At 56.8% G+C, this 19,129-nt stretch carries 15 protein-coding genes; 6 read left to right on the top strand and 9 right to left on the bottom strand.

Going from position 1 to position 19,129, the window contains the following annotated elements:
* Positions 1-284 precede the first annotated feature (284 nt).
* From OSO_RS0124910 to OSO_RS0124890, 5 genes are all read left to right on the top strand, one after another.
* Entirely contained in the window at positions 285-1,526 is a 1,242-nt protein-coding gene (locus OSO_RS0124910) for a hypothetical protein (protein ID WP_010585781.1), read from the top strand.
* Between the two features lie 117 nt (positions 1,527-1,643).
* Positions 1,644-2,243 carry a hypothetical protein gene (locus OSO_RS0124905; protein ID WP_237729333.1) on the top strand — a complete coding sequence of 200 codons (600 nt, stop codon included), beginning with the start codon at positions 1,644-1,646 and terminating at the stop codon, positions 2,241-2,243.
* Positions 2,244-2,255: 12 nt separating this feature from the next.
* Positions 2,256-3,329, top strand: coding sequence for a WD40 repeat domain-containing protein (locus tag OSO_RS0124900; protein ID WP_010585779.1), 1,074 nt, complete (start codon positions 2,256-2,258; stop codon positions 3,327-3,329).
* A gap of 107 nt (positions 3,330-3,436) precedes the next feature.
* On the top strand, positions 3,437-5,002 hold the full coding sequence (locus tag OSO_RS51755) for a formylglycine-generating enzyme family protein (RefSeq protein WP_010585778.1): 1,566 nt from the start codon (positions 3,437-3,439) through the stop codon (positions 5,000-5,002).
* A gap of 213 nt (positions 5,003-5,215) precedes the next feature.
* Positions 5,216-5,728, top strand: coding sequence for a hypothetical protein (locus tag OSO_RS0124890; RefSeq protein ID WP_010585777.1), 513 nt, complete (start codon positions 5,216-5,218; stop codon positions 5,726-5,728).
* Between the two features lie 154 nt (positions 5,729-5,882).
* On the opposite strand, the gene OSO_RS51625 is transcribed toward OSO_RS0124890, so the two are convergent.
* The 7 genes from OSO_RS51625 to OSO_RS0124845 all read right to left on the bottom strand — a co-directional run bounded on the left by OSO_RS51625 (position 5,883) and on the right by OSO_RS0124845 (position 13,979).
* Complete coding sequence (locus OSO_RS51625; protein ID WP_193378349.1) at positions 5,883-6,512, bottom strand: hypothetical protein; 630 nt, start codon at positions 6,510-6,512, stop codon at positions 5,883-5,885.
* Positions 6,513-7,000: 488 nt separating this feature from the next.
* A complete protein-coding gene (locus OSO_RS52390) occupies positions 7,001-7,579 on the bottom strand; it encodes a methylated-DNA--[protein]-cysteine S-methyltransferase (RefSeq protein WP_010585775.1) in 579 nt (192 codons plus the stop codon).
* A gap of 15 nt (positions 7,580-7,594) precedes the next feature.
* Positions 7,595-9,121 carry a DNA-3-methyladenine glycosylase 2 family protein gene (locus tag OSO_RS0124870; RefSeq protein ID WP_010585774.1) on the bottom strand — a complete coding sequence of 509 codons (1,527 nt, stop codon included), beginning with the start codon at positions 9,119-9,121 and terminating at the stop codon, positions 7,595-7,597.
* Positions 9,122-9,284: 163 nt separating this feature from the next.
* Entirely contained in the window at positions 9,285-10,307 is a 1,023-nt protein-coding gene (locus tag OSO_RS0124865) for a substrate-binding domain-containing protein (RefSeq protein WP_040592624.1), read from the bottom strand.
* 204 nt (positions 10,308-10,511) lie between these two features.
* A complete protein-coding gene (locus OSO_RS0124855) occupies positions 10,512-11,468 on the bottom strand; it encodes an ABC transporter permease (protein WP_010585772.1) in 957 nt (318 codons plus the stop codon).
* A complete protein-coding gene (locus OSO_RS0124850) occupies positions 11,468-12,442 on the bottom strand; it encodes an ABC transporter permease (protein WP_010585771.1) in 975 nt (324 codons plus the stop codon). Before OSO_RS0124850 ends, OSO_RS0124855 begins: the two co-directional genes overlap by 1 nt.
* Entirely contained in the window at positions 12,435-13,979 is a 1,545-nt protein-coding gene (locus OSO_RS0124845; RefSeq protein ID WP_010585770.1) for a sugar ABC transporter ATP-binding protein, read from the bottom strand. The genes OSO_RS0124850 and OSO_RS0124845 overlap by 8 nt, the downstream gene beginning before the upstream one ends.
* A gap of 265 nt (positions 13,980-14,244) precedes the next feature.
* On the opposite strand from OSO_RS0124845, the gene OSO_RS0124840 reads away from it, so the two are divergent.
* Positions 14,245-15,675 carry a DUF1501 domain-containing protein gene (locus OSO_RS0124840; RefSeq protein WP_010585769.1) on the top strand — a complete coding sequence of 477 codons (1,431 nt, stop codon included), beginning with the start codon at positions 14,245-14,247 and terminating at the stop codon, positions 15,673-15,675.
* A gap of 257 nt (positions 15,676-15,932) precedes the next feature.
* On the opposite strand, the gene OSO_RS0124835 is transcribed toward OSO_RS0124840, so the two are convergent.
* Both OSO_RS0124835 and OSO_RS0124830 read right to left on the bottom strand, forming a co-directional pair.
* Positions 15,933-17,291: a DUF1501 domain-containing protein gene (locus OSO_RS0124835; protein ID WP_010585768.1), complete on the bottom strand. Its 1,359-nt coding sequence runs from the start codon at positions 17,289-17,291 to the stop codon at positions 15,933-15,935.
* A 141-nt stretch (positions 17,292-17,432) separates the two neighbouring features.
* Positions 17,433-18,887 (bottom strand): DUF1501 domain-containing protein, encoded by a 1,455-nt coding sequence (locus OSO_RS0124830; protein WP_029247434.1) that lies wholly within the window; start codon positions 18,885-18,887, stop codon positions 17,433-17,435.
* Positions 18,888-19,129: the final 242 nt, after the last annotated feature.

The following is a 19,129-nucleotide window of genomic DNA, read 5'->3' as shown; positions in this document are numbered from 1 at the left end:
AATATCCCGTGTAAACCAGCGCTGTTTTGGAATGGATGCGGTCACGAACCTCCGTCTTTCGGGGTAAACTTTGGCGATGGTCTGGTCCACAAAACAGCCAATCCTGGATAGATTTCAAGGTGTGTGCGACGACTTTCCTTGATCGCTGCTGACGGTGTCGTATTCACTGCGACTCGTTCGCTGGATCCATTTGAACCCAACGCCCGGTTTGGCCATGCCTTGGGTGGATGGAAGGCACAGAGATCGGGAATGGTCTTGAAGTGAGGTTAAGGGGCCTCGTGTTGATGTCGTTGATTGCTGCGAATCAAGTCGATAAGGGGCCCGTCCTGGCCAGTTCAACGGAACCGTCGTCGGTTCCGTTGGGTTTGGTGGCGTCGGAACGAGTTTCGGAGTTTTCGTTTCATCAGCTTCGGCCATTTCCACATCCGATCTGGCATCCCCTTCGCTCAGCATACTGGTTATTTGAGCTGGCCTTTGGTGTGTTGAGTCTGTTTGCGCTCCTGGCGTTTTTGGCCGCGATCCCACTGGTGAACTTCATCGCTCTGGGTTACCTGCTGGAGGCCCAGGGACAGGTCGCACGGACAGGCAAGTTCCGCTACGCGATGCCGCTGCTGGCGCTCGCTCCCAAGTTGGGAGGCATTGCGGCCGGGTGCTGGTTCTGGTGGTGGATGATCCGACAGGTGGCCGACGCGGCGAGTGACGCGCGTCTGATTGCACCGGATACCCACATGGCGGCAGCATGGCAGATTGGGCTTGGAGTCTTCTCGGCAGCGGTTGCCCTTCACCTATTGCTGGCGATTGCGCGAGGTGGCCGCCTGGGATTGTTTTTCTGGCCGCCTCCGTTGAATGCGTTGTGGCTGTGGAAACGATTGCAACAAGGCGGCTATGCCCGGCAGTCTGCTCAGGCCACGCGCGAATTCATTGCCGCGTTGAGAATTCGGCATCACTTCTCACTGGGACTGCGCGGCTTTTTCCTGGCGTTGGCATGGCTGTTTATTCCGACGGTGTTATTTGCGGCGCTTCGAGACACTTCCAAGCCAGGGCAGTTGTTGATGACATTGATTGGTGGGGGGATGCTGATCGTGGTGCTCGCATGGGTGCCCTTCCTGCAAGCACACTTCGCGGCACAAGGTCGCTGGCGGGCAATGTTCGAACTACGAACCGTCCGAGAGTGCTACCGTAAAGCACCTGTCGCAATGGTATTGGCGACGATCGTGCTCTATGCCCTGTCGTTGCCGTTGTACTTGTTCAAAGTGGCCGTGCTGCCTCGTGATGTTTACTGGTTGTTCACGCCGGTGTTTATTGCGTCGATCTATCCGGCGAAGATTTTGATCGGTTGGTGCTACGCCCAAGCCATGCGTGCCGAGAATCGTGCGTCGTGGTTGATCCGCGTGCCGATGTGGATGCTGCAAACTTCATTGCTTGGAGTCTATGTCCTTGCGTTGTTCTTGACACCAGCCATCGGTGCGGCAGGTCGAGCCGTTTTGTTTCAGCATCACGGAATCTTGTTACCGTGGCCGTTTTGAGTATTCTTGCGATTGGGATCGCATGTTGTTGATGGAGCGTTGCGATGCGGATGGAATTCATTATTCTCACTTCGTGAGGAACAATTGCCATCGGGGATCATGATGAATCTGACAGTCATGTTGTTAATCGCGGCGGTCACTGCGGGTGCGGACTCGACCGCGGATCGCGGTGTCGAAGCACGGCGATTTCAGGTTTTGCATGGGCATTGGCGGACACTGCATCAAGAGGCCGCGAGGGAGAATCGCAAGTCGAACGCCGTTCTCGTTGTTGATCCTCGTCAGGGACGACTATGGGTTCAGAATGATCCGAGTGGTCGCTCGGAAATGCTTCCCGCGGGGCTGAACTGGGTTGCCTATCACGTCACCGCGCGCGGCATCCGAGAGATTTCGTTCCCGGTTCGAATTCGTCATTTACGGTTGGAACTAAAAAACGCGGAAGACGATGAGCAGATTTTGATTTATGGTTCATCAAAGAAGGGCTCGTGGAACTGTTCCGTCAGTTCAGGAACGAAGGGCCATGCGTTTACCCAAGGTTCCAGTTCGGGAGCGATTTCTTCCGTCAATCTTTCGTTGCCGGCATTGAAGGCAGGCTCACCAGTTGGACTTCCAATGGATTCGTTTGCGATTTTCCAGGACGACGGTGAACGTCAGTGGGCCGAGACTTTGCGGAATAAGTGGTTCACTGTGACTGTGGCGCGAACGACACCGACGCCGTAGAGTCGAACAGCCTTGGCCAAACAGTTCCCTTGGGACAGTCGCTGCTTTCGTCCTGAGAACAATGCGAAATTCGGTCGAGTGATCGGAGTGATTGTGGTGGTAAAGGACTGTTTTTCGATCGAGAAATCGTGTCGCTGGTCGTTGGTCTTCGTATGGGGTTTGTTCGTTGCTCCCGGTGCGAGTTTGGCCCAACCTCAAGCTGCTTTCGATACCTTCATGGTGATTGATCGAGGGACGGCATTAATCGGGGCGGACGGTATTGAGATCGTGCGGCTTAGCAAGACAGCTCATGCGACAGGCGCGTTGTCTCCGGACGGCCAGTGGGTTGTCTTTGTTGATTCTTCAAGCATCGATACGGGAGAGACCCTCGCCAGTCGAGTGGTGATTCAGTCCCGACGCAATCCTGTTGATCAAATATCGGTTCCGATGATTTGGGGAAGGTCGGGATCAAGTTTTCAAGCGATGTGGGCGCCAAATAGTCAGCGCGTCCTGATCTGTGAACAAGGCCGGCGCAATCAAGGTCGTACGAGTGCTTTTCGTATCTATGATCTGACAACAAAAAGCCTGGTCGAGTTGGAGTGTTCATTGGACCAGATACCAACCGAGTGGTCTGCGGACGGTAAACGCTTGTTGACGTCTGTCGACGGGCGGATTGCGTGGGTTAACATGGACGGAACGGGCGAGCCAGAATTCATCACATCCCATTTTGAAGCGGCGTTTGGTGCCCAACTATCGCCTGATGGTAAGCGATTGCTTTGCATGGCCGGATTCAGACGCCCGAACGAAGATCGTCAACCGCTTCGATTGAGTGTTGTCGACATGGAAACGAAAAAACGAAGTTTTGTCGATGATCCGGGTGAAGTGCAGGGTTACTGCTGGTCACCAGACGGATCGCGGATCGCCTACACCTGGCAACCCACACCTGAGGACTCGGACGAAACGCCGTTTCGCGAGACATTCCTGATCACGTGCGATGTCGATGGGGGGCATCGAAAAACAGTAACGAGCCGGAAATATGACGTGTCGAAAGTTGGCTTGGGACGTGGTGAGACAACAATCTTTTTTCAGGTCATCGCATGGCGATAGCGTTCGATCAACTGAATCACGGGTGCCTGTCGCGCTCTCTTCTGGCTGTGATCGCTTACGGATCGCGGCGAGGCTTCCAATGATTGTTTGAGTGAATTGAAATGGCAATGTCGCGTTCGTGTCGGCTTTCAATTCGAATAGAGCAACTGCAAACGCGATTGTGCCGTGGCATTTTTCTGTCATTGTGCATTGCTGCCACGCTGTTGATACATGTGGGGGCATTGGCTGCGGCCGAAGACATCGCGAACTTGACCGAGAAGCTACTCGATGCTGATGAGAACGAGTTTCGTGATCTCTTTCCGAAGCTCAAAGAACGTCGCAATGCCGTGATCAACCGATTGCGTACTGAAGTGGATGTGACGTTCCCCAGTGTCGATTGGCCATCGAATCAAGTTCGAGAGCGGATCGTACAACGTCAGGCGAATGCCGCGGTGGCTCTTGTTAAGCTGGAGTCGCCGCTTCAGGTCTGGCCGCTGCTGAAGCACCGTTCTGACTCGAGCCTGCGGACGTTGCTCATTCATCGACTGGCGGTGCTGCAAGCAGACGTCGAGACGATCACCGTTCATCTGTATGAGGAAGACGATGTCTCGATCCAACAGGCTCTATTGCTGTGTCTGGGCGAGTTTGGTGAGGGACTGCCGCGACATGAACGGGCCAGCCTGATCCCAAAGCTCAAGCAGATGTATCGTGATGAGCTTGATGCGGGGCTTCATGCTGCCGTCGAATGGCTCCTTCGACGATGGAAAGAAGAAGAATGGCTGACGCGTACAAATGGCGAACTGGCGAGCGATCGAGTTGAGCGTCGGCGAAAAATCGGCGAGATCCAACAACGACTCGGGTTTCCGTCCGACAATGCTCCCGCTCAGTGGTACATCAATCTGCAGGGGCAGACGATGGTGGTGATTCCAGGACCGGTCGAGTTTCAGATGGGATCGCCCGAGAACGAAGACGGGCGTCAGCCCAACGAGATTCGGCATCGGGTGCGAATTGGGCACAGTTTCGCAATCGCTTCCACGGCAGTGACTGTGGAGCAGTTTCTACGGTTTCGCAGGGAGCATCACTATGACAAGAATCAAGCGGCCGTGCCGACCTGTCCAATCAATCTGGTGACCTGGTATCAGGCGGCGGAATTCTGCAATTGGCTCAGCAAGCGCGAGGGAATTTCGAAAGACCAGTGGTGTTACATCCCGGATGACTCGGACAACTACACCAAAGGAATGAAGGTCGCGGAAAATCTTGGCGATCGAACGGGCTACCGTCTTCCCACTGAAGCGGAACGCGAATACGCGTGTCGAGCGGGCACTGAGACGGCGTACTCCTTTGGACGCTGGGAAGGTCCCCTCGACCAATATGCCTGGAGCAAGAGAAATTCAGACAAGCGGTCGCACTCGGTTGGATTGCTCAAGCCGAATGATTGGGGCATTTTTGACATGCACGGCAATACGTACGATTGGTGTCAGGACCGATACTTGAATGATCCCACTGACTTCGATCATGCCACAAAAGATACCGCAGAATTGGTGGACGATGCCGACAATCGAGTCCTGCGCGGCGGCTCGTGGACCGATCCAGGGTGGAGTATTCGTTCCGCCTCCCGCTCCGATTTTGCGCCGAATGTTCCCTTGGGGAATGTCGGTTTTCGCGTGGCAAGGACGGTGAAAGTCGCGAAGTGAGCGTCCTGACGCGGCCTTTAGTTTTTCGGCCGCTTCGCAACCGAGAAGTTGTCGGAGTGAGCGAAATACTCCAAAATCGCAGCACTCAATTCAAAGAATACGCTAAGCCAATCTACCAGATGCGTGTTGGCGATTATTCATTATGAAAAATCGTCGGTATGATGCCGTGCCGTTTTTTGATGCCCGACCCTACCTGTTTGCGGACGACACTCTATGGCGCGTTTTTCCGGGAACGACGACGAGAATCCGTTTGCATCGCCAAAATTTGAGCCCGACGACGTTCGCTCCGATGTTGACGTTGGAACAGTGGAGAGCGTGCAGGGCAAAGTCATGGCGCCCGCGATTGCGATGATCATGGTGGCATCACTCGGATTGCTGATGTCATTCGTGAATATCGTGATCGCGGCGATTGGCCCGCAGGTGGTGATTGATCCCAACGCGCCAAAAATTCTGCAAGACTTTCAGCGAGGACAAGTCGGACCCGTGGCGATTGTGTTCCAGTCCGTGTTTGTTGTGGTGAATTCGGTGATTCTCTTCGGTGCGGTGCAGATGCTCCGGTTCCGCTCGCGCATCTTTGCGGTCGTGGTTTCGATTGTGTCGATCATAAATTTCGGGACATGCTGTTGTCTGCTGGGGGCACCGTTTGGGATCTGGAGTCTGGTGGTGCTCCTGAGCAGCGATGTGATTCAGGCATTTGAAACAGCAGAACGTTTGCGCCGGCACTAGCGCCGAAACCTGCTTTGGCGAGAGATCGGCGATGGTCTGGGCTGGATCAGATGTCGTACTTGCGCGTCGCGTGAGGATGACGGTTGCCATGCTGAAACGAGAACGGCCAGTTTTCTCATTAGGGAAAACTGGCCGCGCATGTGACCGCTGGAGCTTAAGGATTTGTCGCAGGTGCCGGTGCATTTGGCGACTTGCGATCACCTATGTTCGCACCTGTATTGCTCGTGTTGTTTGCGGGATTATTAATCGCGGCATCAATGTTTGAGTTTCCACTGGCAGCCGGTGCAGGAGCCGCCGGTGCGGGCGCGGGGGCCGCCGGCGCTGGTGCCGGCGCGACATCATTCTTGATGTTCGAATTAGGGCTATTGACCGGCGCGCTCTGATTCACATTGTCGTCGGTTGCTTGATTGACTCCGTTGGAGATCAAGTTACCGTTTGCGTCATAAGTCGCCGCCGGGCGATAGCCTGTGGCATAGGGTTGCGAGTTCATGACGCCAGTGGTGCTGGAATTGGGATACGTCGTTCCGTAGTCCACCATATTGTTGCCGCCGTAGTATCCGTTGGTCGCCACGCCATTGCAGCCGCAGCCATTTCCGTATCCATTTCCAGAAGCGTATCCGCCACCCCAGCCACCCGTGTTGGCGCGGCCGCTCCAACCGCGATTGCAGTTGTCATATCGCACGCCACAACGGCCGCGGCGAGCCCATGCACTGTCGGGAGTTCCGACAAGCATGACGGCTGCAGCCAAGAGACTAACGGTGCTGAGTACTACTTTTCGAATCATATTCATTCTCCTCTGTCACGTGATTTTGAACGCTGCGAAAGTCTCGCTGCGAACCTCTCGACTTCAACGAAGCCGACGAGCAGCAATTCGAACGGAAGGTCCGATGGGTGGCACGTCCGGCGCGACAGCGACCCGGGATGCCGACCGGAGATTCGATTTGAAACAAGCGGTCCGCAAAGGACGGACCAAACAGGCGAAGAATTCGAATTCACCGATTGATGCGCAGAATGGCGGCGAAAACCCCGTACTGTGAGCGGAGCGCGGGCCGCAGATTGCACGTCGCCGGCAGACACTTTGGATGGTGACCGCCCATGTCGGTCGGCAGGCATCCAAGACATGCGAAGGATTCGTCGGTGCGATTCATCCCGGCATGAGGATGTTGATCCAGCGACAGGTCGTACGCACAAGAGACTGAACAGGAGAGATGTCGGACGATTACGAGCGAGGCGTAAATGTCATGCATATTTCGCGTTCTGATGTTTGCGTGGCTAACGCATCGGGAACGCGGGAACATTCCTTTCGAGGGCCTGGGGGCTTTCGCGAAACAGGCTGGATTGGGGGCAGGTGGCGGTCAGGGCGCCTTCGTGTTCAAGAAGCCATTGCTTTCGTGCGAGGCCTCCTCCATAGCCCGTCAGTGATTTGTTGGCCCCGATGACTCGGTGGCAGGGGACGAAGATTCCGATCGGATTTGAACCATTAGCCAGTCCAACAGCGCGGCATGCGTTAGGGCGTCCAATTCGATTGGCGATCATGCCGTACGAGACGGTCGTCCCAGCCGGAATAGTTCGAAGGGCCGCCCAGACTTGTTGCTGAAACTCGGTTCCGTTCGTGGCCATCGCAAGCCGCTCACCCGCTTGAAGATCGCCATCGAAGTAATCTTTGAGCCTTGACATTGTGCCGATGGTGTCACGGGTGGAGTGAATGGTGTAACGGCCATAGTGGATGGCCAGCAGCCGGTGGAGCCGGGATTCGTGCCCTTCGAAATCGAGTGCGCGGAGCTTCGTCCCGTCGGAAACGATATAGATCATGCCGACGGGAGATTCGAATTCATCCTGATAGAGATTCATGGTTCGGGGTCGATTCTATGGGCTGGTGCGTTGAGTTTCGCCAAAATTTTCGAGTGATTGCCAGAGCAGCATTGCGGCGTAGGAACGCCATGGTCTCCAGCGTTCAGAACGGAGACGCAGTTCGGTTGGCGACAAGCCAGAGGCCTTGATCAGTCCCAGATCGCTGGCAGGAAAGGCGTCGGGCCAGCCCACGGCACGCATCAAGATGTACTCGATCGTCCAGTCTCCGATACCCGGAAGTGGCATTAACGCCGATCGGACTCGTTCGGGGTCGGCTCCAGGATCGAGCCGCACAGCGCCATCATCGACGGCCGTGGCAAAACATTGGATGGTTTCGGCGCGGCGAGTTGTCAGGCCCAACGCTTTCAGTTCCGCAATGTCCGCCGTGGCAAGTGCCGCTGGCGAAGGGAATGCCGCCGTTAGCGAGTCGTACGGAGTGACGAATGTTTGCCCGTAACGTCTGGCCAGTCGACCTGCGAGCGTTGTCGCCGCGCGAACACTGATCTGCTGGCCCAGGATGGCACGAATGCCACACTCGAAACCCTCGAAGGCACCAGGAACTCGCGGACCTGGCGACTGTTTGAGTTGCCGTGCCAGCATCGGATCTTCTGCAAGACGTTCGGCGACGCCGACAGGGTCCGCGCGGACATCGAGCATCGCCTTGAGTCGAGAGAGGACCAGCGTTAGAACGGGGCCGAGTTCGGTGGAAATGAAGACTTGCACGGTGTGCGGTTTTCGTCCGGGACCGATCGCGGCCCACCCTGCCCTTCCGCCAATGACGACCGTTCGCCGGTACCAACCCTCCGCGACATGTTCGACACCTGGTGTTGCGCGGGCCTGCCAGAAATCCAGCAATCGATCCCAATCGAAGGGTGGTCGGATTGCGAGGGCAAAGCCATAGGCATCGATCACGGTCGCTTTGTGGGATGTGATCGACCGGCGAAGGGATGTCGGCGTCAGACGGTAACGTTCTTTGAAGGCCGTGTTGAAGCGTCGCACGCTTTCAAAGCCCGCGGCAAATGCGGCGTCCGTGACGGACATCTTGGTATCGGTAAGAAGTTGCTTCGCAGCCAGCAACCGCTGCGTCTGCGCCAGCTCAATTGGGGACAATCCGGCTTCCAGTTGCACGGCCCTTCGCAAATGTCGCGCAGTAACGCCGAATTCGGCGGCCAGTTCGTCAAGGGTGAGTTGTGAGAGTGCGCCGTCTTCGATCCGACGGACGGCAAGTGCTGCGAGTCGGGATACGGCATCCACCGGTGCGGATGAACCGGGGGCCAGCTCGGGACGGCATCGCAGGCACGGGCGAAATCCTGCGGCTTCGGCGGTGGCAGCCGTGCGGTAGAACGAACAGTTTTCAAACTTCGGAGGCCGAACTGTACAAATCGGGCGACAATAGATACGCGTGGAACTGACGCCGATAAACATTCGGCCATCGAATCGCCTGTCGCGCGTCAGGATTGCCTCGTAAAGGTCCCGATCGCTCATGCCCAGAACGGTCCTGTCGATGTTTCTCACCTTGTTCGGCGGCAACGTCGCGGTCATCTCTTGTTCTCCGACTCAATCGCCTCACAAGCGTGTCTGACGGGTGGCATTTTTACCACTTGTCGACAGGATTGCTCGCCGTTTTCGGACGTCGAGATCGATGTTTCCTCGCAGATGTCGGAAAACAATGTCGGTCTGAACAACGGATGCCGCAGTCGATGGCTTAGAAGTTGTATTGGTCAATGTTATCCTTGGTGAAGACGAGAATGTCGCCGAGTAAGACGTGGCCATCGACGATCGGTTTCGAGCCGAGGCTACCGGCGTCACATTCGGAATCGCTTGGTTTGAGTTTCCCGGTCGCCAGTCCTTCGGCGACGCGGACGGTGAGATAGCCCAGGTCAAGCGTGTTCCAAAGCACGATCGACTTGACCGTTCCTGAATCGATAAATCGTTTCATCGGCGTGGGTGTTGACAGGCCGGTCACCATGATCTGCCCGCCCTTGCCGCTCTGTTCAACGGCTTCCGCCGCGCCGGGGAATGAGACAGAACTGATTCCAAAGATACCCTTCAGGTTGGGATACTTCTTGATGACATCCTGCGCGTCAGCGAGCGCATTGCTGGCATTCTCTCCAGGGTACTTGATGGTGACGAGTTTCAGTTTGGTGGCTTCCAGGGCTGGCTTCATGACATCGATCCAGGCGTTCTGATTGGCCGACGTGGGATCGGAGCTGACGATGACGACATCCCCTGTGACGTCGGGGCCTCCGACATTGTCGACCATGACGGCGACCATGCCCTTGCCGATGGAAGCGGGCGTAGCCTGGTTTATGAAAAGCTGGCGTGAGTCGACAGCGCCATCTGCATCCCAGGTAATGACATGAATGCCGGCGGCGCGGGCGTCTTTCATGGCGTTCGCGACAACATCGGGGGCACTAGGGGCGACGCAGATCACGTCCACTTTGTCGACGATCCAGCGTTCAATCATTTCCGCCTGTTTCTTTGGATCGCCATCAATCGGGCCATCATAAATGAGTTCGACGTTTGGAAGCTCGGCGGCCGCGCGTTTTGCTCCTTCGTAACACGACGAGAAATAGCTGATCCCTTTGATCTTTGGCAGCATGCAGATGCGAATCTTTTTTTCGCCGGTGGCAGTGGTCGGCGCGCTGGAGGATGAGGAATTGCCGCATCCGGCGGACCAGATCGAGCAAAGGCTTAAGAGGACGAAGCAAAATCGCGTGTGATGCATTGTGCGATCCAAATCTGAGTGTCTGTGATGAGGCGTCAGGGGTTGTTCGCTGCGTGCCGTTTCGGGGCTTCTGCTGACATGGTTCGCTTGGGTTATACCTTGCTCGCGAGTTTTTCCACGTCGGGCCATAGGCGAAGTATCGCAAGCCAAAATGCGTCGGCGTGCGGCTTCGTGTGAGCGAACTGATGTCGGTGGTATTTTGGGTTACGTTCGATCTTGGCGCGAAATGGTGCTCGACGCAAGGATCGACACGATGAGCAAAATCCCGATGACGATTGGCTTGAGCTCGTCCAGTCCCCAATAGCGGCCGACAAACATCCGTATCTCGTGGATCAGAAGCAGGCCCAGGACGGTTCCCAGCAGGTTGCCGCGTCCACCGAAGATACTCGTACCGCCCACTACCACGGCGGTAATCACATCCAGTTCGAATCCTTTGCCATCGTCGGCCTTCGCGGTATTAAACCGTGAGACATAGATCACGGTTGCCAATCCCGCCAGGAATCCCGAGAACATGTAGAGTCGACGGCGAATCCGATCGACGGAGATCCCAGAATACCTGGAGGCGCGTTCGTTGTAGCCGATCGCGTAGAGATACCGCCCCGTCGGCGTCAGGCTCAGCCAGACGCCGCAGAGAATCGTAAAGACGGCAAAGAGGTAGCCTGGCCAGGGAATGCCAAGGACGCTGCTACGGGCCAGCTGAGAAAAGGCGGAGCCAAACTGAGAATACGACTTCCCCTGGCTGAGCCCTTCGGCGATTCCGCGATAGGCGGCGAACGTGGCCAGTGTCACGATCAATGAATGCAATTGAAACCGGGCAATGAGAAAGCCATTCAGAGCGCCGGCCAATGTGCCGGTCAGTAGACATGCGAGTGCGGCCACGTCGGTTCGCTGACACCACTGGAACGTCATTCCGAAGATAACGGCACATAGGCCCATGATCGATCCGACCGACAGATCGATTCCACCGGTGAGAATGATCAGAGTCATTCCCAGCGTCAGAAGGGCCAATTCCCAAAGATGACGGGACAGGTAAAGCTGGTTGCTCCAGTTCGAGAACCCGGGCACCAGACGTTCGGCGACGGCAAGCAGAAGCGCCAACAGGATCAGCAAGACGACCTCATGCCACCAGCCAAACTCTCGAAATGTTCGTCCAGGGTGCATCAGGTGGGCTCCCGCCGTGAATGTGCGGCAAATGCGTGGTCGGCGACCACGGCGGCGAGGATCAACAGTCCCTGAATGGCTTTGGTCCATTTTTCACCCGATTCTCCGACTGCCATGAATGTCAGCATTGGACGAATCAGCGTCATCAGCACGATGGCGAGCACGACTCCTGTCAGCGAACCTCGTCCACCGGAAATCGAGACACCGCCGACGACGACGCAGGTGACAACAAGCAGTTCCAGTTCGTTGCCGATTCCCGCTTCGATCTGTGGCAGCCGTGGGACATCGACGATCGTCGCCAAGGCAGTTAAGAAACCGGTGTAGGCGAAGACGAAACGCTTGAGTCGTCCTTCCGACAGTCCCGCCATGGCGGCCGACTGTCGACTGCTGCCGACGGCGTAAATCCGCCGACCCAGCGCGGTGCGATGAATGATCCACGCGGTGACGGCCAGCACAACGCCGGCTGTCCAGATACTGAGCGGAAGTCCGAACAGCCCCTGCTTGGTCCAGCGTGTTAGTCCATCGGGAAGATTTTGAATATTCCCGCCGCGCATGATGATCGTGGTGAGGCCGCGGAGAGCCGTCAGCAGTCCGAGTGTCACCATGATGGAGGGCACTCGCCCCACGGTCACCAGCACACCGGTGGCCCATCCTGCCAGGGTTCCCAATCCCAGGATCAGAGGTAGTCCCAATCCGCTCGACCAAGCCGCATGATCGCGCGAGAGACTCAGTCCCATCACGGCGGCCAGCAGGGCCATGAGTGAACCGACCGAGATGTCGATTTCCCCCGAGACGACAACGAGCATCACTCCGCACGCCACGATCGCTATCGGGGCGCCGCGAACGAGAATGTCACGCAGGTTTGTTGTCGACAGGAATCCACGATCGATGCTCGTCACAAGAACGGCGGCAAGGATGATCAGGACAAAAAGGCTTCGTTCACGGCGGCCGAGCGTCTGCCACCAATTAAACATGGATCGTTCCTTTCGCAGGGGCTTCGGCATCGGGCAACGCCATTTCCAGCACGCGAGATTGAGTGGCCTCGGATCGTGAAAGTTCGCCGACGAGGTGACCTTGTCGCATCACCATCAGGCGATCGCTGAGTGATAGCAGCTCGGGAAGGTCGGACGAGATGACAAGTACGGACATGCCTCGGTCGGCAAAATCCCGAATCAACTGATGGAACTGGGCTTTGGCTCCGACATCGACCCCGCGAGTGGGTTCATCCAGAATCAAGACCCGTGGATTTGTCGCGAGCCATTTTCCTAGAACGAGCTTCTGTTGATTGCCACCTGACAGCGTCGCAGCCATCCGATGCATTCCATCGCATTTGACTTGCAGGTTGGTGAGAAGGTTGGCGACGACCTGCCATTCGCGGTGGAACGAAATTCCACCGAAGCGACACAGCATTGGCAAGACAGCCAACGAGACGTTGGAACGGATCGACATCGGCAGTACCAGACCTTCATGTTGCCGATCTTCGGGAACGAGCGCGAGTCCAGCGGCGAGGCTGCTTCGAACGGAGTGTCTGGCGAGGGGTGTTCCGTTCACGAGGATCTGTCCCCAGTCATACGTATCGATACCAAAGATGGCGCGGGCAACTTCTGAGCGGCCCGCGCCGATAAGTCCGCCCAGTCCGAGGATCTCGCCAGCATGAAGTCTCAGATTCACATCGTGGAAGACACCGCCTCGCGTGAGGTGTCGGACTTCAAGCAGCGGAGTTGCGGCGCGATTCGGTTTCGTCTCGACCGACGGTGCTGATACTTCAAGCAGCGGACGCCCGACCATTTGCTGAATGAGAGAATTACGCGTCATCTGGTGTGTGGGTTGCGTGTCGATCCAGCGTCCGTCCCGCAGGACGGTAATCGTGTCGGCAATCGAGAAAATTTCTTCGAGGCGATGACTGACATACAGCACGCTGATTCCTTCGCCTCGAAGGCGGCGAATCAGTTTGAGCAGAACGGTCGTTTCGCGAGCAGACAGCGACGCCGTCGGTTCGTCCATGATCAGCAGGCGACATTTTCCGACCAGGGCCCGCGCCATCGAAACCATTTGACGCTGAGCAAGGGGCAACTGCCCAACGGGGCAATTGAGATCGATCGACTCACCGAGATCATGAAGCAGCGTCGCCGCCTGATACCGCATCGCGCCGTAGTCCAGACGCCACCCTGCCCATCGGCTGATTTCGCGACCCACGAAAATATTGTCGATGGCATTCAGGTCGGGAAATGCGGTGGATTCCTGATGAATGACGGCAATACCCGCGCGCTCCGACGCTTGGACATCTCCGTGTTCCAGTGGATGTCCATTCAGAGTCACTGTTCCCGTATCGGGACGCACGACGCCCGACAGAATCTTGATGAGCGTCGATTTCCCTGCGCCGTTCTCGCCGCAGAGTGCGTGAACTTCTCCGACCTCAACCGAAAGCGAGACGTCACGGAGCGCGTGCACCCCTCCGTACGCCTTGGAAATGGCATCGAGTCGGAGCAGTGCGGAATTCTCCAAGGTCACCTCGTCTCACTTCTTTACCGGAACTCTGGAAACGTGTGAAAATCAGTGACTGCGATCCCGTGAATCATCTGTCAGGGTGAGTCGTGTGAATCTTGATCGGGATATGACAAGTCTCATTGGGAACAGTCCGCAAGGTGTTTTTCAATCTTCCGGCTGGGAAGCGGGTGTCGAGTTTGTCATATTAAGGCGAGTTATGGATTGAAGTGCAAAGGCAGATCGATCCGATCACTGTCAAGGCAGTTGTGAGCACCGAGGAGACAGACGAGTGGATTCGCTGACGAGCCGATCGCCCCTGCCCATTTCGCGACGAACATTCCTGGTGGCGTCGAGCTGTGGAGTGGCTTCGATGCCATTTGGCCGCTCGTTTGCATCGACGGTCCCTGGAAGTGAATCGGCTTCTCCAGGGCGAGCCAAGTCGACGATCTTGTTCTTCCTGAGTGGCGGCGCTTCGCACATTGACATGTGGGACATGAAGCCGAAGGCTGCTGCCGAGTATCGAGGGCCGTTTGAGCCGATTGCGACATCGGCTCCGGGGGTTACGTTGTGCGAGCATTTACCGATGCTCGCACAGCAGGCCCATCATCTGGCGCTGGTCAACAGTGTCGGTGCCACGGTCAACACCAATGATCACCATGCCGGATACTACTACAATCTGACCGGGCATGTTCCTGATCCGACATTTCTGTCGCTCGGCAACAACCGCACGCCGTATGCCGATGACTGGCCGTGCATGGGAGCCGTCGTGGCCGCCAAGCGGCCGGTTCATCCCCATTTGCCAAACTTCATTACACTTCCTCAGAAAGAGGGAGCGCCGGCGTACACGCGTCCTGGCCAGTTCGCCGCACGACTGGGGCTGAAATTCGATCCGTTGTATGTTGAAGGGAATTCGAACGACCCGCTGAAGTTTCAAGTTCCGTCGCTGATGCTTCAAGAGGGAACGACGACCGATCGCCTGACGCATCGGCATGCGCTGGTCCAGGAACTGGATGCGGTTCGTCGTGATTTCGATTCCTATTCCGCGTCGCGAACCTGGACTGATCAGCAGCAGCGTGCGTTGTCGCTTTTGATGTCGTCCAGTACCACCGAAGCGTTTGATGTCACGCAAGAATCGGCCGTGGTTCGAGCGCGTTATGGTGAAAATGTCAACGGAATGAGTTTGCTGGCCGCACGACGACTGGTCGAAGCCGGTGTCCCGTTTGTGACTGTGTTCTGGCGCGGCAATCCGGACCGTCTGGATAAGAAATGTGCCAGTGGAGGCGGATGGGATACCCATGGCAACAATTTCTCGTGCTTGAAAGACGACCTGCTGCCCGAATTTGATCGCGCGTTTTCGGCCCTTGTTGAAGATCTGGCGGTTCGGGGACGTCTCGACGAGACCTTGCTGCTGGTCACCAGTGAGATGGGCCGTCGGCCGAAGATTGGCGATCCACGTAGTGGCGGCGCGACTGGCGCAGGACGCGATCATTGGACCCACTGTCTGACCGATGTCCTGGCGGGTGGCGGTGTTCGCGGTGGTCAGACCTATGGATCAAGCGATCGATTTGCCGAATATCCCGCTCACAATCCCGTAACACCGGCCGATGTGACGAAGACGGTGTTTCATGCGATGGGCATTCACAATCTGGAATCGTTCGACAACCAAGGGCGCCCATTCGATCTGCTTGCCGAAGGTCGTGCCATCACCGAACTGTTCTGACGCGCGTCGATTCCCTGCACAGTCATGTTGCAGTATGGGATCAAAAGTCCTCGCGGCGCGGGACAATTGAAGAGCTGCGACACTCCTGAATGTATCTGGAACGCGTCAGTGACTTTTGAGTTTCGTCCGAAGTGACGCGCGACACGTTGCGATTCTTCCTGCGCGCCGCTGCAGTTCCGAGGCCGTTCAAGAGAAGGCTTCCTGGCGAACTGCGTTCCCCATATCGATCAAATCAAGTGTCTGGGCAACGCGATGAATCAAATCAATTCCCGGATGGGTTCGCGGCGGTCGACGAGGAACTGGGGGCGTCCACTGTTATCGGGGATTGTCGCCGTGTTCACATCGATACCGAGCTGCCGATAGAGGGTCGCGAAGACGTCCTGGTAGTGGACTGGGCGATCTTGCGGGACTTCACCCAGGCGATTCGTTGATCCGATAACCTGTCCCATGCGCATGCCTCCGCCAGCGAGCAACGCGCACGAGGCTTGCGGCCAGTGATCGCGACCACCACTTGCATTGATGCGCGGCGTGCGTCCAAACTCGCCCCATGCGACAACACTGACATCGTCATTGAGTCCGCGGGCGTGAAGGTCCTCAACCAGTGCGGTGATCCCTTGATCGAACTGAGCGAGCTGCGTTGGCAATCGTTCGAAATTCGCTCCGTGGCGGTCCCAACTGCCGAACGAGAGTGTGACGCACCGGACACCTGCTTCGACCAGTCGTCGTGCCATCAGGAACTGGTCCATCCAGTGTGGTCCCGCGTCTTCGCCGAATGCCGGCGCAGCGCTGCCCCGGCCGTAGCGATCACGCAGTGCAGAGTCCTCTTTGTCGAGATCGAGTGCCTCGACAAGTTTGCTGGACGTGAGCACGTCGAATGCCTTTTGGGTCAGGACGTCGACATTGCGGAATGGCTCAACGGTATCGACCTGGCGGCGGAACTGATCGAAACTCGTCAGCAGCGCTTGCCGATGTCGCAGTTGGTCGAGCGACACTCCGTTCAGCCGCATATTGGCCATTCCTTCCCCACTGGGCTGGAACGGGGCATGGGCCATTCCCAGAAAGCCTGGCAGACCAGGGTTCGAATAAGGCATGTGGCCTGTCTTGATCGTCAAACCAACGAACGGTGGCACGGCGGGATCGACTGGCCCCTGGATTCTGGAAAGAGCCGAACCCAAGGATGGGTGATCATCTTGTCGGCCCTTGGGACCGATCGGATAGCCACTCAGGCAAGTATCAGACGCATGCTGATCGGGCGAGCCATACAGCGATCGGATGATGGCGAACTTGTCCATCATCGTTGCCAGCCGGGGCATGTGTTCACAGATGTCGATTCCCGGCACGTTCGTGGAAATCGGTCTGAATGTTCCACGTATTTCGATCGGCGCGTCCATCTTCAGGTCGTACATGTCCTGATGCGACGGTCCACCTGACAAGTAGATCATGATGACCGCTTTGTGCGGCAGTTTCTTGCCGCGTGAGGTCAGCGTGTCCTGTTCCGCTTGAAGAATCTGAGGCAGCGAGAGCCCCCCCATTGCAAGGCCGCCGATCTTAAGGAATTGGCGCCGTGAATGACCATCGCAGAACTGCGCCGGTGGCTGTCCCAGAATATTCAGCATACAATTCAGCTTTCTTCAGTCGCGATGAGGTTGCGGTGGGATGAGTCGAGGTTTCGATCAACGTTCGGCCATGTGCCGGGGTCGTCGCGCGGGTTTGTGGCAGGGGGATTCGGAAAAAGGCCTGCAGGCCGTTTGAGACTTTTAGATCAGTTCCGCGATTGGCTCACCGGAATATATTTGATGCGGGCGATCCTGATCATCTTTCCATGAGGCAGTGGCCGGGATTCCAAGTGCATGATAAATCGTGGCGGCAAGGTCCTCTGGACGCTGGGGTGACTTCACTGGGTAGGCTCCGTCTTTATCCGAAGCTCCGACGACGATCCCACCGGGAGTACCTCCCCCGGCGATGAACACCGATTGCACCGCGCCCCAGTGGTCGCGACCTGGAATCTTGCTCTCACCACCGATCGGGTTGATCTTCGGGGTACGTCCCATTTCTCCGCACATCACGATCAAGGTGTCTTTGAGCAGTTCGCGTTCGTTGAGATCATCGAGCAATGCCGAAACACCGCGATCAGTTGGTGGCAGCAGGCAATCGCGAAGTAATGGAAAATGATTTTCGTGTGTGTCCCACGCCTCGTTGTTGCCCAGGTTGACCTGCACCAATCCGACGCCCTGCTCGACCAATTGTCGAGCCATTAACAGAGACCAGCCGAATGCGTTCCTGCCATACCGGTCGAGATCGCGAGGGTTGGCGTTGTGGACATCGAACGCCCGCTGCATCTGGGCGTCCGTCAGCAATGAAACGGCCGATTGTCGATGTCGATCGAAATTCGCCACCGAGGCGGTTTGTTCGAGGTCGGCCCGCTGTTGGTCGAGCATTGCGAGAAGTTCACTGCGCTGACCGAGCCGCGCAATGTCCAACCCGTGCGGCAGGCTGAGATTCGGCGCCTGAAATTTTAAATTCGGATTTCGCTCACGACCGCGGACAAAATGAAACTCGTAGTCCGGATAGGCACCATACGATTTGGGGTTGTACGGCGATGCTTCGACGAACCACGGATCGCGACGGCTTCCCATTTGCCCGCCAAATTGTCCCGGCAAAATACGGCCGGTGTTATGGATCAATCTCTCAGGTAGCACGATCGCGGGCGGAAGATTGTTGTTCCGGCGCGGCAACGTGTCTCCGACGACGGATGCAATAGAGGGCCAGTCGCCCGGCATCGGCTTTGTGGGATCGAACGTGGGTGGCATTGGCGTGCGGCCCGTCAGGATCGACATGTGACCCTGCGAATGCTCGTTGTGAGGCGTTGTGAGTGTCCGAATCACGCTCCAATTCTGACTGCGTGCCGCAAGCATTGGCAGATGTTCGCAGACTTCCAGACCCGGTGATCGCGTGGCGATCGGCGAAAACAGGCCGCGGATTCCCAACGGTGCTTCTGGTTTGGGATCAAAGCTGTCGTGCTGTGCCAATCCACCAGAGAGAAAGATGAAGATGACGGACTTCGCCTTCCCCTGCGTTGACTGATCGGAACTGGCATCGGCTTCTCGAAGCGCGGTGACATGATTCAGTCCTAGTCCCAGCAGACCGATCGAACCTGCTTGAAGCATTGTTCGTCGGGACAACTGTTCGTGGCGTGGAAAACCGGACGGCATTGGCGTTGGCTCCGTACTTGATCGCGTCCTGTGTTTCTGAAAAAGTCCGACGGAATTCTCTGATTGTCTGCCGCCGTCTCGAAGACGCTCGTATTTTGCCCTGTGTCGAAGGCCGTCTGGACGGAAAGCGACCGATCCCATAAAGCTTTTATTATACAACGGAATCCAGTCGTTGTCAGCGACAAGTGACCTGGTGATTCGGCTTTCGGAACCAGAGGAACTTTCTTCCGAATTCTGGAACT

Source organism: Schlesneria paludicola DSM 18645, from assembly GCF_000255655.1.
GTDB classification, from domain to species: domain Bacteria; phylum Planctomycetota; class Planctomycetia; order Planctomycetales; family Planctomycetaceae; genus Schlesneria; species Schlesneria paludicola.
The sequence above is the reverse complement of the archived record's forward strand: the minus strand, read 5'-3'. Positions and strand labels throughout refer to the sequence as shown.

Bases quoted from the DNA above. Each gene is read 5' to 3' on its own strand.
- OSO_RS0124910 (WP_010585781.1), top strand. From the start codon at position 285: ATGTCGTTGATTGCTGCGAATCAAGTCGATAAGGGGCCCGTCCTGGCC.
- OSO_RS0124905 (WP_237729333.1), top strand. From the start codon at position 1,644: ATGTTGTTAATCGCGGCGGTCACTGCGGGTGCGGACTCGACCGCGGAT.
- OSO_RS51755 (WP_010585778.1), top strand. From the start codon at position 3,437: ATGTCGCGTTCGTGTCGGCTTTCAATTCGAATAGAGCAACTGCAAACG.
- OSO_RS0124890 (WP_010585777.1), top strand. From the start codon at position 5,216: ATGGCGCGTTTTTCCGGGAACGACGACGAGAATCCGTTTGCATCGCCA.
- OSO_RS51625 (WP_193378349.1), bottom strand. From the start codon at position 6,512: ATGATTCGAAAAGTAGTACTCAGCACCGTTAGTCTCTTGGCTGCAGCC.
- OSO_RS52390 (WP_010585775.1), bottom strand. From the start codon at position 7,579: ATGAATCTCTATCAGGATGAATTCGAATCTCCCGTCGGCATGATCTAT.
- OSO_RS0124870 (WP_010585774.1), bottom strand. From the start codon at position 9,121: ATGACCGCGACGTTGCCGCCGAACAAGGTGAGAAACATCGACAGGACC.
- OSO_RS0124865 (WP_040592624.1), bottom strand. From the start codon at position 10,307: ATGCATCACACGCGATTTTGCTTCGTCCTCTTAAGCCTTTGCTCGATC.
- OSO_RS0124855 (WP_010585772.1), bottom strand. From the start codon at position 11,468: ATGCACCCTGGACGAACATTTCGAGAGTTTGGCTGGTGGCATGAGGTC.
- OSO_RS0124850 (WP_010585771.1), bottom strand. From the start codon at position 12,442: ATGTTTAATTGGTGGCAGACGCTCGGCCGCCGTGAACGAAGCCTTTTT.
- OSO_RS0124835 (WP_010585768.1), bottom strand. From the start codon at position 17,291: ATGCTGAATATTCTGGGACAGCCACCGGCGCAGTTCTGCGATGGTCAT.
- OSO_RS0124830 (WP_029247434.1), bottom strand. From the start codon at position 18,887: ATGCCGTCCGGTTTTCCACGCCACGAACAGTTGTCCCGACGAACAATG.